The following is a 25,114-nucleotide window of genomic DNA, read 5'->3' as shown; positions in this document are numbered from 1 at the left end:
ATGAAGATCATCTACACCGTTTGTAACAGGACAAACCTGGCCCACGCACTTACCCTGGCAGAATCCGTTTCCAAATATCAGCCTGAGGCTGTCTTTTATCTCTGCTGGGTCGATCCGATTTCCCTGCCAACATTACCTGTCAACATTAAAGTGCTGCAAATCAGTGACGCAGGTATCCCGCACTGGACACAAATGAAGAGTGATTATAACAGTTTTGAACTCCTGGCGGCTTGTAGACCGTGGTTTGCGCTGGCGCTACTTCAAAAACATACCAACAGCCAGTACATTACATTCCTGGCGCCGACGGTAGTTTTGTTTGACAATTTTGATTCGATAATGAATTCAAAATCAGATCTTTTCCTGACACCAAACATTACCTCGCCGCTCGCGCCGTCACATTTACTCGACGATAAAAGAATTCTGAATGTCGGCATGTTTCACGCAGGCAGCTGGATTTTGAAAGTAAGTGAAAAGACGATAAATGTCCTGAAATGGTGGGCCGAGAGAACGGTTGATCGCGCCAAATTCGATCTTTGCGAAGGTATGAACCTGGACCAGCTCTGGCTTAACTACCTGCCAATCTGGCTCCCGGAAACAAGCATTATCAGAAATTCCGGCTGGCATTACGGCTTACATTCGGTTTTAAATGTTCCACTAAAATCTGAATCAGCAGGTTTTAAAGCAGGAAATGAAAAATTGATTTCCGTCGATTTTGCCGGACTCGATTATTTTGATCCCGTCTGGTCAAATCATGCCGGGTTGCTTTCGCAGAACCAGGCATTTCAAGGTTTGTTCAAACAATACAGAGAGTCTTTGAAAAAGAATCACGTAACCCTCTCTGATTTACATGTACCAAACTTTGGAAAAGCGGTTAACATAAAGAAGAACAGGATTTTAAGAAATAATCTTGCTGGAAAATTGAAGTCGCTTACCGAATTCATAGATCAGTTTTAAACATTACTCAACGGAACTACGATTCTATGCACTTTCTTGAAAAAAACACCCGGGAGCTACGCACCTTCTTGTCAGGATTAAATGTCAATCCTTCTCCGACCGCTTCCAAATATCCCAAACTGACGGTCATCACGCCCTCTTACAACCAGGCAGCTTACCTCGAAAGAACGATTATCAGCGTCCTGAACCAGGGTTATCCGAATCTGGAATACATGGTGATCGATGGCGGCTCCACCGATGAAAGTGTGGCGGTGATCAAAAAGTATGAAAAGTATCTTGCCTGGTGGGTTTCTGAGAAAGACCGCGGGCAGGTGCATGCCATCAATAAGGGTTTGGAGCGGGCGACCGGAGAGTACATTACCTTCCAAAATTCGGATGATGTATATTTTCCGGGAACATTCCTGCGTTTTGGAGAGGCAGCCGTCAAAACGCCCGCAGACATTCTGTACGGCGATTTGTACATGATCACGACTGACGATGAAGTGACCGAAATCCTGAAAACAACTTCATACAGCTTCGACTGCCAGATATTGGAAGGCATGCAGATCCATAACCAATCTTTGTTTTTCAAACGTGCGCTCGTGCAGCAGTATGGCGCATTTGACGATACATTCCGGTTTGCATTCGATTACGAGTTTATCACAAGATTCACTTCCCACAAGAATGTCACGACCAAAAAAATAGACGGCCTGGCCGGTGCGCTTCGTGTACATGCCGATGCCAAGTCTTCTACGATCGCTTCGGTGGGCAGCGAAGAGCATGCGAGGGTGCAAAAATTGTACATTTCCCCGAACAGTTCCCCCGCAGTTGACAAAATGAAGTATCTTTGGTGCCGGATCCGGAAAATCGCCTATTTCGTCCTGCGGTTGGATCTTAAATACATCAGTTTCAGACTTTCCAGATGAATTGGAGCTTACTTAATGTAGTCACAAATTTTAATTATCTCCGGTATTCCCTCGGCATCGCAATGATGTTCAACGGATTCCCGATGATATTTTTTATTCGGGATACATTGGGCGTAGGGCCGGCAAACAGTGTTTTTACCGCCATTTTCTTTGCGCTTGCACTGGTTTTGATGCTGCCGCTGCACCTTTTCAAGCGACTTTACATGCCTAATGTGATCCTGTTCAACCTCGGATTAGGCTTTCTGCTGCTTACATTATATTATTTCTTTTTCATGAACGCCGCCGGAAAGTCAGTGGCGGATATTGGAAACTACGTGTTCACATTCGGCTTTATCATTCTCCTGATGCACGTCCCGAATGATGTGAAAGATACCCTCATCATGGTATTTTTCCTTTTTTCATTTTTTACAAATATCACACTGGTATACTCGCTTCTTACCGACCCCAACTGGCAGCCGGGTATGCGGGCGGCGGTGAGCTTTGCCAATGAAGGTGCGCAGCCCGGGGGAAACCCACACATTACCGCACGAAATGGTGTCATGTGCCTTTTATCAGCTATTATGATGCTGGGTACCACAAAAGGTCTTTTTACAAGGCTCTTCCTCTTTTTCTCAATTCTTTTCGGTCTGGGGGTTGTGGTAATTTCCCTTGCCAAATCCAGTTACCTGGGTCTTGGCATTGCAGCGACGGCCTATTTTATTTTCCGGTTCAAATTTTCCGATCTGGCATCCGCAGTAAGTAATGCTTTCAAGTTCAGAAATATGATCTTTATCATTATCGTGCTTGTCGCTATCAATTATTTCCTGTCGAGATATGGCGATATCTGGGGCTTGCTGCTCAACTACTGGGATGTTTTCGAGGCGAGGATTATGGACGTTGTCTTTACCTCCACGGGTGTAAAATTGTCCGATACTGCTGACGTCGATTACTCGGCGATGGGGCGTGTGAGTGGTTTTGGAGAGTTTATGGAGACGCTATTTTCCTGGGATGTTTTCCTGGGTCGCGGCTACAAAAGCGACTACCTCGACGTGCCTTTACTGGAAGCCTGGGTAAGCCACGGAGTTTTCGGGTTTCTGTTTTTTGCCGGTTTCAACTTTTTCCTGCTCGTTTTCTCGATCCGGGAAGTACGTAGAAATACCAACCCGCTTGCCAGCTTTCTGGCCTTCTTTTTCCTTTCCATGATGGTACTGCTCGCTACCGGCGGCCGACCTTACGACATTGCATTCTGGTTTCCTTACTGCGTCATGATCCGCTTTTTGGGGATACGATACCTGGATAGCTACAAACCAAGTCCCGTCGTACGATCCCTCAAACCAGTAACTACTTAATCCCGCCCATTCCGGCGACCCTTGCATTGGCTAAAAAATGCAGCCTGGTTGCCACCAAACGCATGAAAGACCGAGTAGAACAACTGGATGGGTTAAGGGGAATTTTTTCAGTGCTGGTCATTGCGCACCATCATAATGCTTTTAAAAGCTCGCCGCTTTACAACAATTTCTTCGTTATTAATTCCAGCCTTTTTGTTGATTTTTTCTTTGTTTTAAGTGGCTTTGTGATTGCGTTAAACTATGTGAACCGGATCAATAGCACAGGCGATTTTCTGACTTTCCTTAAAAAACGTTTCATCCGGCTCTACCCGCTTTTATTTTTTACCGAAATCGTCTTCGTAATCGCCAACCTCCTCGGCGAACAAAGTCCGATGAAAAACGTCGGCAGCCTCGGGATGGAATATTACCTTCTCACAACCTTCGACACCATCACTTTCATGGGCTCCACGCCCGTTTTCGGTGCCTGGGTCGCCAACAATTATCCGTCGTGGTCCATTTCCGCCGAAATGGTATCCTATGTAGTTTTCGGATTGGTGATCTTGCTTTTGCCCAAAATGAAATACTTGACATTTGTTGTGATCATGATCATTTCAGGGTTTTTCATTGTATCAAGGGGCGAATACCTGCTTGCTTACGACTACGGTTTTGTGCGTGGGCTGCTTTGTTTCTGCCTAGGCATACTTACCCATTTATTTTTAAGCAAAAGAACATTTCAACTTTCTTCCTTCGAAATTCCGTTTTTGCTGACGCTCGTACTGGCCATGTATGCGGTACATCATTGGGAGCTGAATTTGTGGAAACTGATTTTCCCGCCGCTTTTCGCCATCGGTATCACGATTTTCGCCAGCTCTACGGGTTTTGTTTCAAAAATGCTTTCCAGCGCACCGTTTCAATATCTCGGACGCATCTCCTACTCCATTTACCTCAACCACGCGATTGTCCTTATTTTCGTAAATGTGATCCTTTTTCGTCTGCTCAAATCCCCGCCTACCGAGTGGATGATCGCTATTTCGCTGGTTTCCTCTATCACATTGACCATCTGCTACTCCCATTTCACCTACGAATTCATCGAGAAAAGGTTCGGGAAATTCCTGCGCTCCAAGTGGGGGTAATGTTTAGTTTTTTGTGAATTATTGGCACGATCTTTACCCGAGAGCAGTTCTATATTCACATAACTATTCAAAAATTATGGCTACGTTCTCAGAATTGATTAATAGTGACAAACCGGTTTTGGTAGATTTTTCGGCAGAATGGTGCGGCCCTTGTAAAATGATGGCGCCGATCCTCGAAAAGGTGAAAGCAGACCTGGGCGACACCGCGACGATCATTAAAGTAGATGTTGATAAAAACCAGTCAGCTGCCAGTGCTTACCGCATTCAGGGTGTGCCGACGCTGATCGTTTTTAAGCAGGGAAAAACCATGTGGCGGCAATCCGGCGTGGTGCAAGCCGAGCAGCTGAAATCGGTGATCCAGCAATTTATTTAAATCCAGTCGCCAGGTAAGGCATGTTCAAAACAGGGAATTCGGAAGTAATCAGAAATAAAGATTTCAGCGCAGAAAATTTGCCTGAAACGTATTTCGAGCAAGTGAGTTTTGTGCAATGCACTTTCGGCAATTTGTCGGGTATTGATCTGATCGATTGTATTTTTGAAGATTGTAACCTCAGCAATGCGTCCGTCAAGAATACCAAATTCTCAGACATTACATTCCTGAATTGCAAGCTGACCGGTATCAATTTTACAGAAAGCAAAGATTTTGCCTTTGCCGCCAGATTTGAAAACTGCATTCTGGATTATGCGATCTTTGAGAAAAAGAAGCTCAATAAATCCATATTCAGCAACTGCAAAATTCACGGCGCGGACTTCAATAATGCAGATCTTTCCAAATGCAAGCTTCACAACTGCGACTTTTGGGACGCGGTTTTTGAAAATACAAATCTGGCTGGCGTCGACTTTTCGACCAGCAAAAATTTCACGATCGACCCGACTGCCAACAACATTCGAAAAGCCAAATTCCTTTCTTCTGACCTCGCCGGTCTGCTCACGAAATTTGACATTATTATCAAATAGCATTTTGAACCGCTGCGCATTTTTCGTTTCTTGGTGCGGGTCAAAATCGCACTTGTTATATGTCAGTTCAATTGTTTGCCGAAAGGGTTTACACAGGAAAGGAAGTTCTTAAAAATCAACGGATTCAAATCCTGGACGGGAAAATCGCCGGCATGGAATACGCGGAACCGGATGCAGGCACGACGAAAGTTGCCAACCTCGCACCCGGTTTTTTTGATGCCCATATCAATGGTGGCGAAAAATATTATTTCACAGAAAGAGCTGACGAAGAAGCCATCGACGACATTTACCAGGCCAGCGTCAACACCGGCACGGCTTACGTACTTCCTACCCTGATCACCTCGCCACACGAAAACATTCTGAAAGGCATCGAGGCAACCAAAAATTACATTGCCAAAAATCCCAAAGCCGGTGTACCCGGCATGCACCTCGAAGGTCCGTTTCTGAACCCGATCAAACGCGGCGCACATTTAACTGCTTTTGTTCGAAAACCAACGAATTCGGAGCTGGAAGAAATCATCCGGTATGGCAAAGACGTGATCAAACTCATCACGATCGCGCCGGAAATGTTTACCGAAGATCAGATCCAAATGCTGCTCGACTCCGGTATCACCGTCTCGGCCGGACATTCCAATGCGACTTATGACGAAGCGGCAAAGGCTTTTTCACAAGGAATCAACCTGGTCACCCATTTATACAATGCCATGTCAGCATTCGGCCACCGCCAGCCAGGCCTGGTCGGCGCTACATTTGACTCGCCCAATGTCTACGCGCCAATCATCATCGACGGCGTACATTGCGATTTTGCAGCAGCCAGCGTAGCATATAAGATCAAGAAAGACAAGCTTTTCCTGATTTCCGACGCCTTGTTTTTGGGACAAAAAGTAACCGAATTTAAATGGGGAGAATTCGACGCCACATTAAAAGACGGACGCTACACCAACTCGGACGGAAACCTCGCGGGAGCAACCATTTCACTCGGCGACGCAGTCCGCAATGCGGTCCAAGTTGTAGGAATTCCCTTGCAGGAAGCTATTGAAATGGCTACCATCCGACCAGTGACAGCATTAAATCTGGACAAGCAAATCGGCCGCATCGAAATCGGATACCCCGCTACTTTCACCACTTTTGATGACAATCTAAAATCTTTCAATCTTCTTCCTTTACCGTTGGCTTAAGCCAACGGCAACAAAAAAAAACCAGCCCCTCATTTGCCGCCGGCTTCAGCCGACGGATAAAGAGGAAATCAGAGGATTAACAGGCTGTTTTCTTTTAAATTTTTCCAGGCAGGAGTCTTGCTGAAAGCTTCGAAACTTCCCAGGCCGGCAGCTTCGAAGTCATTTTTAAATTGCTCAAAGGCATAAGGCTCCGCATTTTGGATTAATAACTTTGGAAAAACCTCCAAAAGCCACTCGCCGGTTGCGATATCTGTTTCAATTGCCCACTCTTTCTTTTTATTGAAGAAAACCAGCTCGGCTATCTCAACCGTCCGCTTTCCTCTTTTTTCTTCAAAGACGGACATTTCCGGCAGACTGCCCAGCCAGACGATAATTGCATTAGGTCTGTTATTCAGATCAGGCAGCTCGCTGATGTTTTTTTCAATGTAATTCGGTGAAATTGAAGTCGCAGGCACTTTGAAATCAAACCAGCGCGAATGTGGAAAATCCAGGCAGACGCCGTGCATATAATTAAATAAAGACTTTCTCAAACCTTCGGCAAAACGGTCGTGATCGGCACCGAGCGGGTCGTTGTGTTCCAGATCATTATTGGCAAATGTACCGGTGTCGGGCCCGAGCCGCATCACATCAAATTCTTCCGGATACAACCCAACCGGACTATGCGCTGTCATCGCGAACCGGTGCCAGAAACCCGATTGCACAATCCCCGCCTGAAACAATTGCCGCACCATTTCCAGCGAATCGATCGTTTCCTGCGCGGTCTGCGTTGGGAACCCGTACATCAGATACGCGTGTACCATAATGCCGGCCTGTGTAAAACCATCCGCTACCCGCGCAACCTGAGCAACCGTGACACCCTTTTTCATTTTCTCAAGCAGTCGATCTGAGGCTACTTCGAGTCCACCTGAAATCGCAATGCAGCCCGAGGCTTTGAGAAGCAGGCAGAGATCGTGTGTGAAGTTTTTTTCGAAACGAATGTTCGTCCACCACACAACTGTCAACTTCCGCCGGATAATTTCCAGCGCCAAATCTCTCAACAATGCTGGCGGCGCAGCTTCATCTACAAAATGAAACCCGTTTTGCTGCGTCTGCTGGATGATTTCTTCAATCCGGTCGCACAACAATGCCGCCGTCATCGGCTCGTAGCGACGGATATAATCAAGTGAAATGTCACAGAATGAGCACTTTCCCCAGTAGCAACCGTGGGCCAATGTTAGTTTATTCCACCGCCCGTCGCTCCAAAGCCGGTGCATGGGATTTACGATTTCTATTACCGACAAATAATCATGCAGGGGCAAATCGCTGTAATCCGGCGTGCCGGTATCCCGCTGAGGCACATCTTTCTCCTTCGCACCATTGTGGTAAACAACCTGGCCATCGACGAGTGAATACACCCGCTTCATCTGGGCCAGCGCACGCTCTCCATCCAAATGTTCCAACAGGGACATTAGGGGAGCCTCACCGTCGTCCAGACACACAAAATCAATGTAATTGAAAACCCGCGGCTCGCGCAGGGAGCGAAGTTCTGTATTGGCAAAACCGCCTCCCATGACGATTTTGATATGCGGATAATGTCGCTTAATGTACTGCCCGCACTTAAAACCACCGTATAAATTTCCCGGAAATGGTACTGAAATACAAACTAAATCAGGTTGTGAAATGCGGATCTTTCGTTCCAAAACATGGGTCAATATCTGCGTCAGCAGCGTATCCGGCATTTCCAGCGCCTCCTCCATTTCATCAAAACTGGTAGCAGACCTGCCCAGCCGCTCTGCATACCGACTGAAACCAAAATGCGGGTCAATCGCTTCCTGGATCAGATCGCCCAGATCTTCCAGATAGAGCGTCGCCAGGTGACGCGCCTTATCATGGATCCCCATCGTGCCGAATGCCCAATCCATATCTTCGAGCTGCGCAAACCGGCTGGCTTCCGGCAAATAATTCCGGTCGCAAATGCTGTGAGCTAATGTCGGGTTCCTGTTTTTCAAAAACCGGATCACCGGATCAATAGTAGAAACATAATCGTCCCGCAAAGAATAAATCCGGAAACTGTTCTCTGTCAGCTCAATATCCGACGCTTCTAATTCGGCAAAAAGCCGCCGCAATCCCGTCGCACAGAACAATTCCAAAATCACCTCAATCCCCAGATCCGCTTGATAAGACTCCCTCCCCAGCGTATTCAGAAACCCTTTCAGGTAAGCTGTCGCAGGATAAGGCGTATTCAGTTGCGTAAACGGCGGGGTAATTAGGAGCGATTTCTTCAGCACGGGAGCATTGGTTCTATATGTAAAGGTAAACCCACCCAATTATTAACACAAACTAAATAACCAATAGCCGGATTCTTGGGGAAAGAGGTATTATCATTGTTCCAAATTTCACAAGATTACGATGTACTCACTTTTCCGGCGATATTTCGGCTTTGCGATAGCCGCCATTTTTATTTCTTCCATTTCTTTCGCTCAATCAAATAAAAGTTACCCCGCCTCGGCATTTCCTGATCGGGTTATTTTGGGTTATAAAGGAGATCCTGCTACTACGCAGGCCGTCAACTGGCGTACAGATTCGACTGTGAAATCCGCTGTCGCTGCAATTCATGAAGCCGACCCCTCGCCTGATTTTGTGCCGAATGCCAAGATAATCAATGCTAAAAGCCAGCCTATTTTGCTGGAAGGCCGCAATGTCGTTTACCATGAAGTGAATTTTACAGACCTCAAACCGGCGACGCAATATGTTTACCGCGTCGGCAACGGGACGCAGTGGAGTGAATGGTTTCATTTCAAAACGGCATCCGACAAGTCGGCGCCGATTTCTTTTCTCTATTTCGGGGATGCGCAAAATGATATTCGCTCACTCTGGTCGCGCACGATCCGCGGCGCCTATTCAGCATTGCCGAAAGCGAATTTTTTCATCCATGCGGGCGATTTGATCAACCGCTCAAACACCGATTACGAGTGGGGCGAATGGTTTGAAGCGGGTGGCTGGGTGAATGGAATGATCCCTAACCTGCCGACGCCCGGTAATCACGAATACTATCGTGACGGCTTGAAAGAGCATGTTTCCAAACATTGGCGCCCGCAATTTGCATTGCCCGAAAATGGCCCGGAAGATTTACTGGAAACCACCTACTACATTGATTACCAAGGATCAAGATTCATTTTTCTGAATTCAGAAGAAGCCACTTCAAACCGGGGCACCCGGAGCATGCAAGCCGAATGGTTTGAAAAAGTAGCGTCCAATAATCCCGGCCGCTGGCTCGTGGTAGTGCACCACCACCCTATTTATTCCACGAAACAAGGCCGCGACAATGATGAGTGGCGGGAGAAAATGGAGCCGCTTTATAAAAAGCACAAGGTTGACATTGTGTTGCAAGGCCACGACCATACTTACGGCCGCGGCATCAACATGCCGGTTGGTCAAAGCCGCAAAAAACCGGATGGGCCGATATATGTTGTATCCGTGAGCGGGCCGAAAATGTATGATATTGGTTTACAAAACTGGATGGACCGGGCCGCTTCGAATACGCAGCTTTACCAGGCGATCACGATCGATCAGGACAAATTATTCTTCAAAGCATTCACCGTCAATGGTGATTTGTACGATGCATTTGATCTGGAAAAAGATAAAAAAGGCGGCAATACGCTGGTGGAACTTTCGGATAAACTGGAAATGCAGGAGCGCCTGAAACTGCCGGAACGTTATGAAAAAAGCTTTAAAGAGGCTGAATTAAAGGAATATAATGAGCGGTACCAAGAGTACAAAAAACGAAAAGGAATCAAATAAGCCAGTCTCGATCTTAACATTCAAACTTTCCGGATTTATAACCCGGAAAGTTTTTTTGCGTAAAAACCATTTCGCGTCGTCACATAAAGCATATTATTTTCCTTTCCGCCAATTACGATCGTCGTCGGCCGCTCGGGAACCTCGATGACATTGATCTCTTTTCCGGTTTTGTCATACACATAAATCTGCCCGTCGGCGATATACACATTTCCCTGGCTATCTACGGCAGAACTAAATTCTCCTTTCTCTGCAAAAATCTGAGGATCAATCAAATGTCCTTTTGAACCAACATTAAACCGGTAAGTCCGCTTCAAATATTCATCCGTCGCGTACATGACTTTTCCCGGAAAACCTTCCACCAACGCATTCGAGCGCGCCAGATCATAAACCACCGGTACAACCGTCACGCCGTCGGGCGCTACCCAGCATTCCGTGAAATTGTTGGTACTAACTTTTGTAAAATCGCCCGAATCACGTCTCCGGTTGGAAGGATTTAATGTTTTTTGAATGTTCGCTAATTTTTCAACCGGCATTTTTTCCAGCAAATGCATGGTTTCTTCTGGCTGGTCGGGGTTCATAGCGTAAACCAAAGTTCCAAAACCGTTATTTCCCCAGCCACTGAAAGAGGTACCAGCCGCATCCGGCGGGTTTGGAAATGTTTCCGGCTGTCCATTTTTCAGATAACCAGCCCGCGGCACATATTTGAAAACGACCAGCAAATTATCCTTCGTATCACAAGCCAGCGAAAGCGGCTCCCACGGAAAATCGGCTACCAGGCTGATCCGCATGGAGTTACCATCCACTTTGTAAATTCTTTTCATGCCCGACTCGCTGAAATATACATTTCCCTTGCTATCCCGGCAGATACCATCCGCAAAATCGAAGCCGCCGAACCAGTGTGTCATAGCCGAGAGCGGCGGCATCATCCGCCAATACTTTTCCATATTGAGCACAAGCCGCTGAAATTCCCAGGGACGGATCTCAAAATTCTGTTGAATGTCATAAATCAGGACCGTAGAAGGGTATTTTGTCTGCGCATAGTTATGTACATTCAAAAATTCAATGATGTTATTTCCCCACGAGCGGATGGACTGCGGATAAGGTGTTTTCACCCGGATCACACGGAACATATACAAGTTGGCGAAAGTCATATCGCGGCAATTTTCGAGTTCAACCGGCTGACAATTAGCGCTTTCCTTACTTTCCTCTTCCAGCTGCAAAGCATACACTTTCCAGTTTGCTACATGCTTGAACCGGATTTCGTTGCGGACATGATGCTCGATCGACATTTCATAAATCCGGCCCGGCGTGGAAGTATTGGAAATATAGGCGCCCGAAGTCGCAAAAGTATTGGCCGACCAAATGTTCTTAAATGTACCGCCACCGCCATTAGTCACCCACAAACTCCAATATTGCGAATCCCAAAGTGATTCATTTCCAACATGTTCAGCATTGGCCAATGTTTCCTGGCCTTGCCGCTTCCGCGCAATGTTACCGTGCCCGCCAAGGAATTTTACATCATTCACATAGGATTTTGCACCCGCCATCCACTTCAAGCCTACCGCCCGATTGTTACTGGCAGCCGTTGAAATACCAATACCTGTCAGCACATTTTCACCGCCTTCCGAAGATTCCAAAACCGGCTTAGGCGGGCCAAAACTGCCGAATGCTTCCGTATTATCCTGGATGATGATTTGTGTAGAAACAGGATTCAAGCCAATCAGCCGCGTTTTAGGCTTCATTTTAATCGTTTCCGAAACCTTATACCAGCCTTGCGGCACATAAATCGTTTCATATTGGTTGATCGCGTCCTGAATTGCCTTTGTATCGTCGGTGACGCCATCGCCTTTTGCGCCCAGTTTTTTCAGGTTTTTCCAGGATTCGGCTGCCGGGAAATCCGGGATATCTTTTTGAAGCTGAGGTGGTATTATTTCCGACACTTCAATTTTGTGCTCGGTTGAATGTTTTGTTTTTACACTGTCCGTCAGTGGGTTGCCGACTTTCAATCCATGATCCAGCGATCGCACCCAGAACATCTTTGCAGGCGACGCGATCTTCTTATCACTTCCCCGGAAATTGACCAAAACCGGAACATCGTTGCAAAAAACATTTCTCAGCGAAACCTGCGTGTAAGCATTATCCGGGTTACTGATCACAAATGCCGGCCCCGTGATTTTTTCCAGCCGGCAATCTTCCATGAAAAGCTTTTCATAATGATCGGGGTTGGTTTCCAGCACAGTAGGGACATTTTTTACCGACATCCGGATGATCGTCAGCCCCGCTTCCTGGGACTTTATGGCCGCTTTCCGCTGACCTTCGAAATACGTATCAACCATCGTAAACTGCCAGCCAGGCGAGGGCTTGAAAGTATAAATCCCATAATCGCCGCCAAAAAATCGCACGTCCTCCATTTCATTTCCCACATCAAACATCCCCGCCTTGCCGCTGCCAATATGAATGTCGATATGCGAAGTGAAACTGTGCTGTGCAAAATGCGTCCGCAATGCTACCGCCGAGGGATTTCCTAAGCCGATACGGATATCCACATTCGACATGGCGCTGTAAAATGTGCTCGCGCCGGCGTCGGGGATCGGCTGGCCTTCTTTCGGGATCGACGATGTGAACCAAAACATGTATTTTGCCTGGCCTTTATCATCAGGATAGGCTTGCTGAAAACCTGGCGCATTGTCTGCCAGGACAAAAACCGGGCGGTTTTTACCATATCCGATCACCCGCACGGCCGTCGGAATGTAGATAGTTTTAGAGATTTTGTAACTACCCTCGGGAATGAAAACGATGCCGAAGTTGAAGTTGGTTTTCACCTCATTGATCGCCCGCTGGAACTCGTCGGAGACGTCGGTCTTGCCGTCGTTTGTGATCTTGAAATTTTCTGAAGTGAAGTAAGTCGCGTCTTCATCTTCGAGCTTTGTTTGATAGAACGATTTGCTTGAAGGCACTTTCGTCATTTTTTTCTTTTGAGCAAAACCCTCATAATGAGACGCAATCACCAGAAACAGCACAAGTATTGTTTGTAAAATCCTCATGCGTTACTTTTTTGCAGCCCAGAAAATCGCGTTCGTAAAAAGCCGCTTATAATCAGCGCTTTCAAACAAAACCGGCGAATGTCCCATGAAAATATAGACATTTCTCGCCTTCACCTTCGGGTTCGACCAGATCACCGGGTGATCGCCCATTTTGATCTTCGAGTCAGGCGAGTAAGTCGATTCATCGACGCTGGCAAGTACCTCCACATTCGGTCGCGGACTTTTGTCGTAAATGTACCATTCCTCTTTTTTCACCGGAAAAGATGCGGGGATACCTTTCATTACCGGATGCTTTTTGTTCTCCACTTTCACGGTCGCAGCGGCGAAGTCGGCAATGTAGTTTTTGTAGCGGATGCCGCCCATGAAATCCGAAAACCAGGGCCAGATTTTATAACCATCAAACTCGCCCAGCAATGTTGCGTGGTGAAATCCGATCCAGCCGCCTTTGCCTTCCTTGATGTATTTCTCAAATGCCGAAACGGCCTCGGGCTTCCAGGCGTAGGGAACATAATCCAGCTGGATAATCAGCTGATAATTAGATAAATAAGCATCATTGATCGGATCAGTGTTTTCGATATAATCGATCGCAAAATCATTTTTTGCAGCAAGAGAATCCAGCCAGACGCGCGCTACTTTGGAGTAGGCAATGTGGTGACCGCCCGGCTCAGCCATCGCGAGTACACGAAATTTTTGCGCAAAAGTTGGAGATACCGCGGCCGAAAATACCGCAACAAGCAGGTAAAGGGAAAACTTCCCAAACAGGTTTTTCATTAAAATAAAAAGGGTTAGGATAAATCCGGCGCTATTTCAGCACCGGCAACATTATGTTACTACTATTTGCCGAATCGTGGTGAATCGTAATTTTCGCTTTTTGGAAATCGGCCTCACTCGCTTCAAAGATATTAACAAACTTCTGCGGATTCCGGTCCACCAGCGGGAACCAGCTGCTCTGCACCTGCACCATCACTTTATGCCCTTTTTTGAATGTATGGGCAATTTCGTTGAGTTTCAAAGTCACTTTTTCGACTTTGTCTTTGGTAAAAGGTTCAGGCTTTGAAAAGTTGTTCCGGAACTTCCCACGCAGCACTTCGGCCCGCACCATTTGCTGATAACCAGCCATTTGTACTGGTCTGTCACCCTCTTTCGCTCCCAGCACGGTTGTATTCGCCGGCCAAACATCGATTACTTTCACAATAAAATCCGCATCCGAGCCGGTCATGGAAACCATCAGGTTCGCCACAATTTCACCGGTTAATGTTAAATCTTCTGTCAAAGAATCGGATTGAAAACTCAGAACATCTGGCCGCCGCGATGCAAACCGCTGATCTTCTGCCATATACTCGTTATTCCGGTGGCCACTGATTACATTGGTATAAGGTACCGGCTTTGCGGGATCACTTTCATACGCCGTCGCACTTTTGGCGGCAGTAGGTTTGGCGGTCGTCAATTTCCCTTTTTCACCAAGATAGTATGCAGTAGGCTGGCTGTTCTTCGGAGGCCATACGTCGTAGTTCTTCCACTGATTTGTACCGGTCTCAAAAACAGTCACTTCCGGCTGTTCAAAGCTGCCTTTTCCTTTTAAATAAAAATTAAAAAATTTCGTCTCGATCTCCTCCTGGAAGTACCTATTCACATTGTCCACAAACTGATATTGCGCAAAAGATTTCCAACTCGGCGCCGCCCAGCCGCCATGCGTCCACGGCCCCATCACAAGCCGGTTATTATTCCCTGGCGACTGTTTTTCAATGGCCGCATAGGTTTTCAAAGCACCATACAAATCCTCCGCATCAAACCACCCGCCGACGATCAAAACCGCCGGTTTAATGTTTTTCAAATGGTTTTTTATGTTCCTCGATTGCCAGAATTCGTCATAAACCGGATGCGCAGTAGTTTGCCGCCAGATGCTATTGGCATCCGCAAAGTAGGGAGCAGCATTGGCTCTTTTCAGCGGGCCGAAATCGAGAAAATATTGATAGGCATCGCTGAATTCTGCATTGAAGTGACTTTTATAATTCTGTCCGTCTGCACTTTTCGGCCCATCGAAACCGCTGTAAAAACCGAAGTTATCCATCAGGAAAAACGCACCATTGTGGTAGCAATCGTCGCCAATAAACTCATCAGACATAGGCGCTTGCGGCGAAACTGCCACCAGCGCGGGATGGGCGTCTGGCAGTGCAGCAGAAGAATAATAGCCCGGAAACGAAATGCCGGTTTGGCCTACCTTACCATTGTTTTTGGTGTTTTTCAAGAGCCACTCGATGGTATCAAATGTATCGCTGGACTCATCGACGTCTTTTTTGGTTTTCTTATTGTCAATTGCCGGTGTCATTTCGCGAAAGTTACCCTCACTTTTATATCTGCCGCGGGCGTCCTGGTATACAAAAATGTACTTTTCTCGCATCAGGTACTGATTTGGCCCCAGGCTTCGCCGGTAACTGTTGGCACCATACGGCCGCACAGAATACGGCGTGCGCTGCATTAAAATCGGGTAGGTTTGGGAGGAATCTTTGGGTGAATAGATGGCCGTAAAAAGCTTCACACCGTCGCGCATGGTAATGTAAACTTCCGTCTTTTTGTAGTTGCTCCGAACAAAACCGGTGTCGGCCGGAGTTACATTCTGGGAATACGAAATAAGCGCGGTGAAAATGAGCAGGCAAGAAAGTAGAAAACGTATTTTCATAACCGGTAAATAAGATCAAGTATGGTGACCAAAAATACGGAAGAAACTGGTTGGCGTGCGTAAAACTTTTTACCTTCCGTGCAAATTGCTCTTTCGCAACCCGATGAAACTTCTTAAAAAAATCTTCATGATATTCCTCATAATTCTGGCAGTGCTCGTCGTTGCCGTCATTGTATTTATGCAGCAGCCACAATTTGGAAAACAACCTTCCGGCGCCCGCCTGGAACGGATAAAACAGTCGCCCAACTACCGCGACGGGCAGTTTCAGAATGAAAGTAACACGCCCGATTTGACCGAAGGGTCCAGTTATTTGAAGGTTATCACCAAGTTTTTCTTTGGCAAAAGCAAATACAACATTCCCAGCGCGCTGATACCGTCGCAGAAAACGGATTTGCTGCACTTAAATCCAGACGAAGACGTGCTGGTGTGGTTCGGCCACTCTTCTTACTTCATGCAAATTGATGGCAAGACTTTTCTGGTGGACCCGGTTTTCAGCGGCAGCGCCTCGCCGCTTAGCTTTACGACGCCAAGTTTCAAAGGCACAGACATTTATAAAGTCGAAGAATTTCCCAAGATCGATTATCTATTGATTTCCCACGATCATTATGATCATTTGGATTATGAAACGATCATTAAACTGAAATCAAAAGTCGGGAAAGTGATCACCGGCCTGGGTACCGGCGAGCATTTCGAACGTTGGGGTTACGATGTTTCGGTTTTGGAAGAAAAGGATTGGAATGAAGCGGTGGATCTGGGGAGCGGATTTAAGGTTAATGTTACACCAGGAAGACATTTTTCGGGCCGTGGATTAAGCCGCAACAAGGCGCTTTGGGTTTCCTTTGTCTTGCAAACTCCGAGCAAGAAAATCTTTGTCGGCGGCGATTCGGGTTATGATCAGCATTTCAAAAAGATCGGCGAAAAATTCGGTCCTTTTGACCTGGCTTTGCTGGAATGCGGACAGTACAACGAAGCCTGGAAGTACATCCACATGATGCCCGAAGAAACCGTCACCGCTGCCAAAGACCTAAAAGCCAGCAAACTTATGCCTGTCCACTGGGCCAAATTCTCCCTCGCCCTCCACGATTGGAACGAACCCATCCAACGCGCCGAAATCGAAGCGAAAAAACAAGGAATGCCGCTGGTTACGCCACTCATCGGCCAAAAAGTGGATTTGAATAGTGACCGGGTTTGGGCAGAGTGGTGGAATGAAAAGGCGCTGCGGCCGGAGTGATTTGGGTCGGATTGTTTGTTTAAATAATTTCCCAGACATTTGGCTTTCTATACACCGGTTTATTCCGACAAACACTAGAAATTATGACTCAGGAATTAGTTGATAAAGTGAGGGCTTATGTTGATCAGCGCGTAAGAGATATGGAGAATTCGCCTGATCCAGCTGCCGTGGCCAAAAAACATTTGCAAGAGATCGGCTATCTGGACGAAAATGGCGAAATAGCTGAACAGTATCGCGGTGGTATTCCAGACAACTTTAAAAAGCCTGAGTCGATACTTTGACTTTCTTTGAATTTTACACACACTAGTACATGCATCCTTTCCACTACTGCGACGTCACTGTCTACGGCTTTCATGGCTGTAATAAAGAAGTTAAAAAGCAAATTTTGAGCGGCGCTGTAAAATTCGAGCATAGCGTTAATAAATATGACTGGCTCGGCGCGGGTGTCTACTTTTGGGAAAATGATTTCCTGAGAGCGCAGCAATGGGCAACTGAGATCCATGGCGACGATGCCGCAGTGATTGGGGCGAAAATTACGCTCGGACAATGCTTTGACCTTTCCAATTCTTTCGCCAAAGACCTGCTCAGGTTGTCTTACAACTATCTATTGAAGGAGTGGCAGAAAATGAATGTGGCGACGCCTGTCAACAAATCCCATTCAAAAGGCAAAGGCAATCCAGCTGATATGATCCTTAGGTATCTGGATAAGATAGTCATTGAAAATGCAATCTCTCTCGCGCATGTTTTTGAATCAAATACTGTCTATGATACCGTCCGCGCGCCATTCCAGGAAGGTTTCCCCGTCTACCCTGGCAGCGCTTTCCGCGAGCATGATCACATTCACCTCTGCGTACGGAATCCGGAATTGTTGACGGAGTTGTTTGATCCGGAAACTTATTATTGATTCAGGCCAAAACCACCTCCCGCAGCTTCTTCCCTAGCTCATGGATCGCATCTTCCAGTCTTTTAGCTTGCTGCTCGGAGGGAAATTTGGTCCCGGCTACGTAGTGCCTTACCAGAGACGGATTCATGCCAGCACGTTTGGCGATTGCACCGACTTTAACATCGTCGAAAACTTCGAAAAAGGCGCTTAAATCGTAGACATAATCGAAGGCCAACTTGTTAACTTCCAGATTCTTCCAATCATCAAAAGCACTTCCTTCATGATGAATGTAGTCATCTAACAATTCTTTTAAATGACTTTCGATTTCTTCCAAATCCTTTCCGGCAGTGACCGGGAGATAGTCGGGCACATTCTCAATGCGTCCCCAGAGTTCGTCACCGCTCTTTTCAACTATGACAGTCAATTTCATAATAGTAAATTATTTAAGACCAGACATCTTTAAAATCTTGTTGAGCGTTCTAACCGGAATATCCTTACTTCCGTGAAATGCTACCGGAATGGTTTCGGCTCTGCCCGGGTGCTTGAAAATCTTATGACTTCCCCTACTTCTCACTTCTTCCCAACCATTTTCTTCAAGCAGTCTGATCAACTGTTTAGCATTCATAAAATATAGTGTGCGAGTAAAAAAATAAAGGTCGCAAATTTGCGACCTTTTGTCAAATTGTTCTTAAGCTTTCACAATTACTCAAATATTTTCATTCCTCTTCATCGCAAGCAATTCACCCTGCAGCCTTATCACTTCTGCTTGTAGCTCAATAATTGCGTCACTCCGATCAGCTGTTTTCAAATCAAAAAAATCATTTGGCGTAACATTTGGAAAAACCTGGCAGAATGTTTGGATAAACTCGACTGTTATTCCCTGCCTTTTAGCGACAATTTCTGACAATGTAGAAGGTTTAATTCCCATCATTTCAGCAAGTGCACCTTTGCTTTTAATCGCCTTACTTTCGACTAATGAGTTATAGATACGAATGAACGCATCATTCACAGCAAATTTATCAGCCATTAAATTAATTTCAATATTTTTGTATTATTTCAGAAATTCTGAATTATCTTTACTCAACAAAAACTGGTAAACGCAAATTACACATTATGCACATGGAAACAAGTTTGGTAGTGCGGCGGCGCGTGCCTATAAAGCAGCGGTTGCTCGATCGGTTTGGGAAAGCGCGGGAGATTGTGGGCCCGGGATGGCGGAGTGAGCTGGCGCGGTTTGATCCGTTTTTTAATACCCGCGAGGGCGAGGCCTATATGCGCTCAGTGGCGCAGGCTTATTCGGATAACAAGCGTGGGCATGTGGACCGGATCGAGTGTGTGACGCTGGCTTTGGAGAAAGTGGCAGGAATTGAGGGACGCGATCTATAAAAAAAGCCGCCCCTTTTGAGGGCGGCTTTTTAGCTTGCATTTGAAGAGTAGTAAGAATCTTAATTCACTTTCATAAACCGCAGTTTCGAAACCTCTCCGCCGTGCTGGATTTTGATAATGTAGCTGCCAATGTCAAATCTCTTCACATCCAGACGGTGCGAGTTGGCACCTTCGTGGATCTGGATTTCCGAGCTACTCACTCTCAGGCCGGCAATGTTGTAAATGCTGACATTTGACAAACCGGCTGTGCGGGAGTGGAACTGGATATCAACATAATCCTGAGCCGGGTTTGGTGCTGCAACTCTGTGGGTAATGATGCCCGGATTTACAGAAATCACCTTGCTCTTCTCGAATCTTCCGTCAACATCAATTTGTTTCAGCTGATAGTAATTGATTCCCAGCAATGGTTTCTCGTCGGTGAAGCTGTACCAGCCAACACGCTGGTCAGTCAGGGAAACTTTGCCGAGCGTCTCTGCATTTTTCACCTTGTCGTCGTAACGCAGAACTTCGAATTCTTTTCCATCCTGCTCCGATACCACTTCCCAGGCTAGTTCTACACTACCTTCCCTCGCCTGAGCTTTGAAATTAGAGACATAGATCGGCAGCGAGCCTCCCAGCTTAAAATTGGCTGAAGATACCGCTGAGGTACAGTTACCACCCTGGATCTGCAAAGTATAATCGCCGTCTGCCAATGCTGTGTAACTGATCTGTGGCGTATTGCTGCGTGGTTCCACACGGTTTGAACGCATCATTGTGCTTCCTTTCATGATCTTCCAGTCGATCGCCGATACATTAATTCCGTCAAACTGGAATTTTAGGCTGGTTGAAGTTGGGTCTGTCAATGCTACCAGGTTCGGGCCTTTTGCACAAGGAGATGTTCCCGGCGTAGGTACCGTAAAGCTGAGTTCGCTGGTTGCCGACGTACAGTTTCCACCTTCCAGTACAAGCTTGTAGCTTCCTGGCGAGAGAGATGCGAATGTCAGATTAGCGGATGTACCCGTCAATGTTCCCGTGGTGCCGCTGGCCGAAGTTGTGGCGCCGGAAAGGATTTTCCATTTAATAGTACTTACACCGCTGCCTGCAAATGTGAACGTCAAACCTGTTTGAGAAACATTGGAAACATTTTGCAATGTCGGGCCGGATGCGCAAGGCTGGATGCCACTGCCTGCTACGGTGAAGCTCAACTCGCTGGTTGAAGAAGTACAGGAACTGCCTTCAATCACCAGTTTGTAGCTGCCTGCTGCAAGCGTCGAATAAGAAATGTTCACGGTCGAGCTGGTCAGCTCGGCAGTTGTGTTGGTAGCAACGGTGGTTGTACCTGAAACGATTTTCCATTTGATCGTGCTAACACCCAATCCGTTAAATACAAACCGCAGGCCGGTAGACGTTACATTCGACACAGATTCCAGGGTTGGACCTGAGATACATTTTGGAATTCCGGTCACAACCGCAAACCTTAGTTCGCTTGAAGCCGAAGTACAATTTCCGCCTTCGATTACCAATTTGTATTCCCCGGCGATAAGCGCATCGAAAGTCAGGTTTCCGGTATTACCAGATAATGTGCCGGTCGTGCCGCTCGCCACGGTAGTGATACCCGACAGGATTTTCCACTTCAAAGAAGTAACCCCGCTTCCGCTATAACCAAATGTTAAACTTGTTGTGGTAACATTGGTAACACTCTGCACGATTGGAGCAGAAGCGCAAGGCTGAGGCAAACCATTTGTTAAGGTAAACGCTAACTCGGTAGTACCGGAAGTACAGGCACCGCCTTCGATCACCAGTTTATAATTACCAGGCGCAAGCGTTGCGTAAGTAATGTCAACGGTCGAGCTGGTCAGGGTTGGCGTAGTGGCATTGGCAACTGTGGTGGAACCTGAAAGGATTTTCCATTTAATGTTCGTTACGCCAACTGCGTCAAATGTAAACCGCAGACCTGTCGCAGTAACATTGGTTACCGTTTTCAAAGTCGGGCCGGACGTGCAGGGTTGTGGACCTGTAGTTGGAACGGTGAAAGTCAATTCACTGGTAGAAGAAGTACAGTTGCTGCCTTGAATCACCAATTTGTAGCTGCCTGCTGCAAGTGACGCAAAAGTCAGATTAGCAGAAGTACCCGTCAATGTGCCGGTTGTTCCGCTGGCAGAAGTTGTAGCACCTGAAAGGATTTTCCATTTAATCTTGCTCACGCCGCTTCCTGCAAAACTGAATGTCAAACCTGTTTGAGAAACATTTGTTACGTTCTGCAATGTCGGGCCGGATGCGCAAGGCTGCGGACCAGTTGTTGCAACCGTGAAACTCAACTCACTTGTGGCGGATGTACATGAACCACCTTCGATCACCAGTTTATAATTTCCTGCTGCAAGCGTCGAATAAGAAATATTCACTACCGAGCTGGTCAGGTTGGCAGTAGTGTTGGTAGCAACCGTGGTTGTTCCTGAAAGAATTTTCCACTTGATCGTATTAACACCCAATCCGTTAAAAACAAATTGCAGGCCGGTTGCTGTTACATTGGATATCGATTCAAGATTCGGGCCGGCGATACAGCTCGGAATACCCGTCACAACTGTGAAGCTCAATTCGCTGGTGGAAGAAGTACAGTTTCCGCCTTCGATCACCAGTTTGTAGTTGCCTTCCGCAAGAGAAGCAAATGTCAGGTTTGCAGTTGTTCCGGATAATGTTCCGGTAGTGCCGCTGGCAGAGGTTGTTACACCTGAAAGGATTTTCCATTTAATGGTAGAAACGCCGCTTCCTGTAAAGCTGAATGTCAAACCGGTTGGCGTAACATTCGAAACATTCTGCAAAGTCGGGCCGGATGCACAAGGCTGCGGGCCAGATGTTGGAACCGTGAAGCTCAACTCGCTGGTCGCAGAAGTACAGGCGCCGCCTTCGATCACCAGCTTATAACTTCCGGATGCAAGTGAAGCGAAAGTCAAATTAACAGAAGAACTGCTCAATGTTCCCGTGGTACCGTTGGCTACCGTATTGGCACCCGAAAGGATTTTCCACTTAATTGTGCTTACGCCAATTCCGTTGAATGTAAAGTTCAGACCAGTTGCCGAAACATTGCTTACGGTGTTCAAAATCGGGCCTTGGGTACATGGCTGTGGACCAGCTGTTGGAACTGTAAAGCTCAATTCACTGGTCGACGAAGTACAGTTGCCGCCTTCGATTGACAATTTGTAGCTGCCGGGAGCTAATGATGCAAAGGTCAAATTAGCAGAAGTGCCGGTTAATGTGCCGGTAGTGCCGCTCGCAGAGGTTGTTACTCCTGAAAGAATTTTCCAATTGATTTTAGAAACGCCGCTTCCTGCAAAACTGAATGTTAAACCGGTTTGAGAAACATTGGTCACATTCTGCAAAGTCGGGCCGGATGCGCAAGGCTGAGGACCGACAACAGGTACCGTGAAGCTTAATTCGCTGGTTGAAGAAGTACAAGAACCGCCTTCGATCACCAGTTTATAATTTCCCGAAGCGAGAGAAGAGTAAGTGATATCAACATTCGCGCTGGTCAGGTTTCCGGTGGTACCGCTGGCAACATTGTTTGTGCCAGAAAGGATTTTCCATTTAATGGTACTAACTCCCAACCCGTTGAATGTAAAGCTCAGGCCGGTTGCCGACACATTGGTTACAGATTCCAGGTTCGGGCCGGAAATACAGCTAGGAATACCCGTTGTCACCGTAAATGTTTGCTCGCTCGATGCCGAAGTACAGTTTCCACCTTCGATCACCAGTTTGTAGCTACCAGCTGCCAGCGATGCAAAAGTCAGGTTACCTGTGTTGCCGGTCAATGTTCCGGTAGTGCCGCTGGCGACTGAGTTGATGCCAGATAAGATTTTCCATTTAACTGTGCTGACGCCGTTTCCAGAGTAGGTGAATGTCAAACCTGTTGTAGAAACATTGGTTACGCCGGTCAAAGTCGGGCCGGATGCGCAGTTCTGAGGGCCGCTGCCTGCAACCGTAAAGCTTAATTCGCTGGCAGAAGAAATACAGGATCCGCCTTCTATAGACAATTTGTAATTTCCAGCGGCAAGCGTTCCGTATGTAATGTCAACATTCGAGCTGGTCAGATTTGGCGTGGTACCGTTTGCGACGGTATTCGCGCCGGAAAGGATTTTCCATTTAATGGTATTAACACCCAATCCATTGAAAATAAAACGCAGGCCGGTTGGCGTAATGTTCGTAACCGTTTCCAGGTTTGGTCCTGAAATACAGGCGGTAGGATCAGGTACAGGGATCGTAAAAGTTTTTTCACTTTGCCCTGAAATACAATTTGCGCCTTCAATGCTCAGTTTGTAGCTGCCAGGTGCCAGTGATGCAAATCCCAGGTCTACATTATTGCTGCTTAAATTACCGGTTGTACCGCTCGCTACTGTATTCGTGCCAGAAAGGATTTTCCACTTAATCGTACTTACGCCACTTCCGGAGTAAGAAAAACGCAAACCGGTTGTTGAAATATTCGAAATCGTACCCACGGTTGGACCCGATGCGCAGTTGACATCTGCAATCGGTGTTGCTGGCTTGGGAACACGTGGCCAGAAACAGCCATTGACCATATCTCTTGTCAGAACACCTCTCCATTTTGGCGCCAGATAACTTCCGTTCGCACCGTCCACGACGAAGTTCATCAAACTCATATTGAGGTTCGTGGTATTATTGTCGTTCGGGCCTTGCTGAATGCTGATACGCAACAAACCATCTACCACTCGCACAAAATGACGGGTTTCGCCCCAGTCAGCTATATATGTACCGAGCCAGTCGCCTGGCGACATCACATATCCGTTACAGGTAATTTCACCATTACTATTCTTTCCTAATAACTGCACCGTGTTGGTACTTGGATCCAGCGGGTTAACGCAGGCGTCGATCAGCCGGCCATTTTCCGGTGTATTTGGGAATGTACCTTCCACCAAATAGAAAAGGACGAAAATGTTGTCCGTCACAGTTCCGCCCCAGTTGGCATACACCCGGTTGTCCTGGATGCGGGTGATCATCGATTTTCCATCACCAGTGTGTCCCAGTACCTCACCGTCTGTCCATATACGACCACCGCAGGAAACTTTGCTGGCAGCCGGAGCCGGAGCGGCTTCAACCGTCTTGGTAGTAATTGTAAAGGGTTTGTCAACCGACTCGTTGTAGGGATTTGCGATTGTGTAGGCATGATTCAGGTTCGTCCCCTCAATGCTTTCCAGATGGACGCTGTCACTACCTACCGGCACATCCCGTACGTCCGCATAGGGTGCCGCAGCGAGTCGCCCGACGATCCCCAGTGCAAAAATTAATTTTCCCAAAAAATTCATAGAATGTAAAAATTAGTGAGCATTAATAATCTGTTTAATGTGGTTACTTTAAATTTATTCTATAATACAAATCAAATATACTACAAACTACTACAAATATTTCTAGCAACAATATAATATTATTGTTGTGAAAAAATTATAGGAGAAAAGTTTGCCTAACTAGACTGAAAATGAGGGAAGTATGAGTAACAAAAAAACCGCCCTGATAGGACGGTTTTTGAAATGATTGAAAGTGCTTGACTTCGCACGGTTTTGTGACCCATAGGGGAATCGAACCCCTGTTTCAACCGTGAAAGGGTCGTGTCCTAACCGCTAGACGAATGGGCCGACTGGTCTCCTACTTCGCGCGTTTTTTCAACACTTTCTTTCACTTTTCGCTTCC

Annotated in this window: 20 protein-coding genes and 1 tRNA gene; 12 read left to right on the top strand and 9 right to left on the bottom strand. The window is 46.7% G+C overall.

Annotated features, from left to right (window positions below):
* The 7 genes from FEN17_RS21595 to nagA all read left to right on the top strand — a co-directional run bounded on the left by FEN17_RS21595 (position 1) and on the right by nagA (position 6,434).
* On the top strand, positions 1-954 hold the full coding sequence (locus tag FEN17_RS21595; protein ID WP_138367462.1) for a hypothetical protein: 954 nt from the start codon (positions 1-3) through the stop codon (positions 952-954).
* Between the two features lie 26 nt (positions 955-980).
* The gene (locus tag FEN17_RS21590; protein ID WP_138367461.1) at positions 981-1,859 is read left to right on the top strand and encodes a glycosyltransferase family 2 protein; all 879 of its coding nucleotides are present in this window, start codon (positions 981-983) and stop codon (positions 1,857-1,859) included.
* A gap of 83 nt (positions 1,860-1,942) precedes the next feature.
* Positions 1,943-3,187, top strand: a complete 1,245-nt coding sequence (locus FEN17_RS21585; protein WP_229208937.1) for a hypothetical protein — start codon at positions 1,943-1,945, stop codon at positions 3,185-3,187.
* 62 nt (positions 3,188-3,249) lie between these two features.
* Positions 3,250-4,299, top strand: coding sequence for an acyltransferase family protein (locus FEN17_RS21580; RefSeq protein ID WP_138367459.1), 1,050 nt, complete (start codon positions 3,250-3,252; stop codon positions 4,297-4,299).
* A 76-nt stretch (positions 4,300-4,375) separates the two neighbouring features.
* Positions 4,376-4,672: a thioredoxin gene (gene trxA, locus FEN17_RS21575; protein WP_138367458.1), complete on the top strand. Its 297-nt coding sequence runs from the start codon at positions 4,376-4,378 to the stop codon at positions 4,670-4,672.
* Positions 4,673-4,692: 20 nt separating this feature from the next.
* Positions 4,693-5,256 (top strand): pentapeptide repeat-containing protein, encoded by a 564-nt coding sequence (locus FEN17_RS21570; RefSeq protein ID WP_138367457.1) that lies wholly within the window; start codon positions 4,693-4,695, stop codon positions 5,254-5,256.
* A 59-nt stretch (positions 5,257-5,315) separates the two neighbouring features.
* Positions 5,316-6,434, top strand: coding sequence for an N-acetylglucosamine-6-phosphate deacetylase (gene nagA, locus FEN17_RS21565; protein ID WP_138367456.1), 1,119 nt, complete (start codon positions 5,316-5,318; stop codon positions 6,432-6,434).
* A gap of 68 nt (positions 6,435-6,502) precedes the next feature.
* On the opposite strand, the gene FEN17_RS21560 is transcribed toward nagA, so the two are convergent.
* On the bottom strand, positions 6,503-8,701 hold the full coding sequence (locus FEN17_RS21560) for a B12-binding domain-containing radical SAM protein (RefSeq protein ID WP_138367455.1): 2,199 nt from the start codon (positions 8,699-8,701) through the stop codon (positions 6,503-6,505).
* Positions 8,702-8,822: 121 nt separating this feature from the next.
* Between FEN17_RS21560 and FEN17_RS21555 the strand changes: the two genes are divergently transcribed.
* Positions 8,823-10,214: a purple acid phosphatase family protein gene (locus FEN17_RS21555; protein WP_138367454.1), complete on the top strand. Its 1,392-nt coding sequence runs from the start codon at positions 8,823-8,825 to the stop codon at positions 10,212-10,214.
* A gap of 35 nt (positions 10,215-10,249) precedes the next feature.
* On the opposite strand, the gene FEN17_RS21550 is transcribed toward FEN17_RS21555, so the two are convergent.
* Genes FEN17_RS21550 through FEN17_RS21540 form a run of 3 tightly spaced genes read right to left on the bottom strand, consistent with a single transcriptional unit; the run spans position 10,250 to position 15,938 of the window.
* A complete protein-coding gene (locus FEN17_RS21550; RefSeq protein WP_229208936.1) occupies positions 10,250-13,258 on the bottom strand; it encodes a glycosyl hydrolase family 28-related protein in 3,009 nt (1,002 codons plus the stop codon).
* A 3-nt stretch (positions 13,259-13,261) separates the two neighbouring features.
* Positions 13,262-14,029, bottom strand: coding sequence for a ThuA domain-containing protein (locus FEN17_RS21545; RefSeq protein WP_138367453.1), 768 nt, complete (start codon positions 14,027-14,029; stop codon positions 13,262-13,264).
* Between the two features lie 31 nt (positions 14,030-14,060).
* A complete protein-coding gene (locus FEN17_RS21540) occupies positions 14,061-15,938 on the bottom strand; it encodes a CocE/NonD family hydrolase (protein ID WP_138367452.1) in 1,878 nt (625 codons plus the stop codon).
* Between the two features lie 127 nt (positions 15,939-16,065).
* Between FEN17_RS21540 and FEN17_RS21535 the strand changes: the two genes are divergently transcribed.
* From FEN17_RS21535 to FEN17_RS21525, 3 genes are all read left to right on the top strand, one after another.
* Positions 16,066-17,169 carry an MBL fold metallo-hydrolase gene (locus FEN17_RS21535; protein WP_138367451.1) on the top strand — a complete coding sequence of 368 codons (1,104 nt, stop codon included), beginning with the start codon at positions 16,066-16,068 and terminating at the stop codon, positions 17,167-17,169.
* Positions 17,170-17,252: 83 nt separating this feature from the next.
* The gene (locus FEN17_RS21530; RefSeq protein WP_138367450.1) at positions 17,253-17,450 is read left to right on the top strand and encodes a hypothetical protein; all 198 of its coding nucleotides are present in this window, start codon (positions 17,253-17,255) and stop codon (positions 17,448-17,450) included.
* A 29-nt stretch (positions 17,451-17,479) separates the two neighbouring features.
* Positions 17,480-18,073 carry a hypothetical protein gene (locus tag FEN17_RS21525; RefSeq protein ID WP_138367449.1) on the top strand — a complete coding sequence of 198 codons (594 nt, stop codon included), beginning with the start codon at positions 17,480-17,482 and terminating at the stop codon, positions 18,071-18,073.
* Between the two features lies 1 nt (position 18,074).
* Here FEN17_RS21525 and FEN17_RS21520 read toward each other — a convergent pair whose 3' ends face one another.
* The 3 genes from FEN17_RS21520 to FEN17_RS21510 form a co-directional block, all read right to left on the bottom strand.
* Entirely contained in the window at positions 18,075-18,482 is a 408-nt protein-coding gene (locus FEN17_RS21520) for a helix-turn-helix domain-containing protein (protein ID WP_138367448.1), read from the bottom strand.
* A 9-nt stretch (positions 18,483-18,491) separates the two neighbouring features.
* Positions 18,492-18,677 (bottom strand): type II toxin-antitoxin system HicA family toxin, encoded by a 186-nt coding sequence (locus FEN17_RS21515; protein WP_138367447.1) that lies wholly within the window; start codon positions 18,675-18,677, stop codon positions 18,492-18,494.
* An 81-nt stretch (positions 18,678-18,758) separates the two neighbouring features.
* The gene (locus tag FEN17_RS21510) at positions 18,759-19,079 is read right to left on the bottom strand and encodes a helix-turn-helix domain-containing protein (protein ID WP_138367446.1); all 321 of its coding nucleotides are present in this window, start codon (positions 19,077-19,079) and stop codon (positions 18,759-18,761) included.
* A gap of 92 nt (positions 19,080-19,171) precedes the next feature.
* Here FEN17_RS21510 and FEN17_RS21505 point away from each other — a divergent pair, with 92 nt between their 5' ends.
* Positions 19,172-19,438, top strand: a complete 267-nt coding sequence (locus tag FEN17_RS21505) for a hypothetical protein (RefSeq protein ID WP_229208935.1) — start codon at positions 19,172-19,174, stop codon at positions 19,436-19,438.
* Between the two features lie 59 nt (positions 19,439-19,497).
* Here FEN17_RS21505 and FEN17_RS21500 read toward each other — a convergent pair whose 3' ends face one another.
* Together FEN17_RS21500 and FEN17_RS21495 are read right to left on the bottom strand one after the other, a co-directional pair.
* Positions 19,498-24,732, bottom strand: a complete 5,235-nt coding sequence (locus tag FEN17_RS21500; RefSeq protein ID WP_138367444.1) for a T9SS type A sorting domain-containing protein — start codon at positions 24,730-24,732, stop codon at positions 19,498-19,500.
* Between the two features lie 255 nt (positions 24,733-24,987).
* A tRNA-Glu gene (locus tag FEN17_RS21495) sits at positions 24,988-25,059 on the bottom strand.
* Between the last annotated feature and the right edge of the window lie 55 nt (positions 25,060-25,114).

Source organism: Dyadobacter luticola, from assembly GCF_005860805.1.
GTDB lineage: Bacteria > Bacteroidota > Bacteroidia > Cytophagales > Spirosomataceae > Dyadobacter > Dyadobacter luticola.
This window is presented reverse-complemented; position numbering and strand designations above follow the sequence as displayed.

What these genes read in the sequence shown, in the direction of transcription:
- FEN17_RS21545 (WP_138367453.1), bottom strand. Translation starts at nt 14,029, where the DNA reads ATGAAAAACCTGTTTGGGAAGTTTTCCCTTTACCTGCTTGTTGCGGTA.
- FEN17_RS21580 (WP_138367459.1), top strand. Translation starts at nt 3,250, where the DNA reads ATGAAAGACCGAGTAGAACAACTGGATGGGTTAAGGGGAATTTTTTCA.
- FEN17_RS21530 (WP_138367450.1), top strand. Translation starts at nt 17,253, where the DNA reads ATGACTCAGGAATTAGTTGATAAAGTGAGGGCTTATGTTGATCAGCGC.
- FEN17_RS21570 (WP_138367457.1), top strand. Translation starts at nt 4,693, where the DNA reads ATGTTCAAAACAGGGAATTCGGAAGTAATCAGAAATAAAGATTTCAGC.
- FEN17_RS21535 (WP_138367451.1), top strand. Translation starts at nt 16,066, where the DNA reads ATGATATTCCTCATAATTCTGGCAGTGCTCGTCGTTGCCGTCATTGTA.
- nagA (WP_138367456.1), top strand. Translation starts at nt 5,316, where the DNA reads ATGTCAGTTCAATTGTTTGCCGAAAGGGTTTACACAGGAAAGGAAGTT.
- FEN17_RS21505 (WP_229208935.1), top strand. Translation starts at nt 19,172, where the DNA reads ATGGAAACAAGTTTGGTAGTGCGGCGGCGCGTGCCTATAAAGCAGCGG.
- FEN17_RS21515 (WP_138367447.1), bottom strand. Translation starts at nt 18,677, where the DNA reads ATGAATGCTAAACAGTTGATCAGACTGCTTGAAGAAAATGGTTGGGAA.
- FEN17_RS21525 (WP_138367449.1), top strand. Translation starts at nt 17,480, where the DNA reads ATGCATCCTTTCCACTACTGCGACGTCACTGTCTACGGCTTTCATGGC.
- FEN17_RS21540 (WP_138367452.1), bottom strand. Translation starts at nt 15,938, where the DNA reads ATGAAAATACGTTTTCTACTTTCTTGCCTGCTCATTTTCACCGCGCTT.
- FEN17_RS21590 (WP_138367461.1), top strand. Translation starts at nt 981, where the DNA reads ATGCACTTTCTTGAAAAAAACACCCGGGAGCTACGCACCTTCTTGTCA.
- FEN17_RS21550 (WP_229208936.1), bottom strand. Translation starts at nt 13,258, where the DNA reads ATGAGGATTTTACAAACAATACTTGTGCTGTTTCTGGTGATTGCGTCT.
- FEN17_RS21555 (WP_138367454.1), top strand. Translation starts at nt 8,823, where the DNA reads ATGTACTCACTTTTCCGGCGATATTTCGGCTTTGCGATAGCCGCCATT.
- FEN17_RS21585 (WP_229208937.1), top strand. Translation starts at nt 1,943, where the DNA reads ATGATATTTTTTATTCGGGATACATTGGGCGTAGGGCCGGCAAACAGT.
- FEN17_RS21500 (WP_138367444.1), bottom strand. Translation starts at nt 24,732, where the DNA reads ATGAATTTTTTGGGAAAATTAATTTTTGCACTGGGGATCGTCGGGCGA.
- FEN17_RS21595 (WP_138367462.1), top strand. Translation starts at nt 1, where the DNA reads ATGAAGATCATCTACACCGTTTGTAACAGGACAAACCTGGCCCACGCA.
- trxA (WP_138367458.1), top strand. Translation starts at nt 4,376, where the DNA reads ATGGCTACGTTCTCAGAATTGATTAATAGTGACAAACCGGTTTTGGTA.
- FEN17_RS21510 (WP_138367446.1), bottom strand. Translation starts at nt 19,079, where the DNA reads ATGGCTGATAAATTTGCTGTGAATGATGCGTTCATTCGTATCTATAAC.
- FEN17_RS21520 (WP_138367448.1), bottom strand. Translation starts at nt 18,482, where the DNA reads ATGAAATTGACTGTCATAGTTGAAAAGAGCGGTGACGAACTCTGGGGA.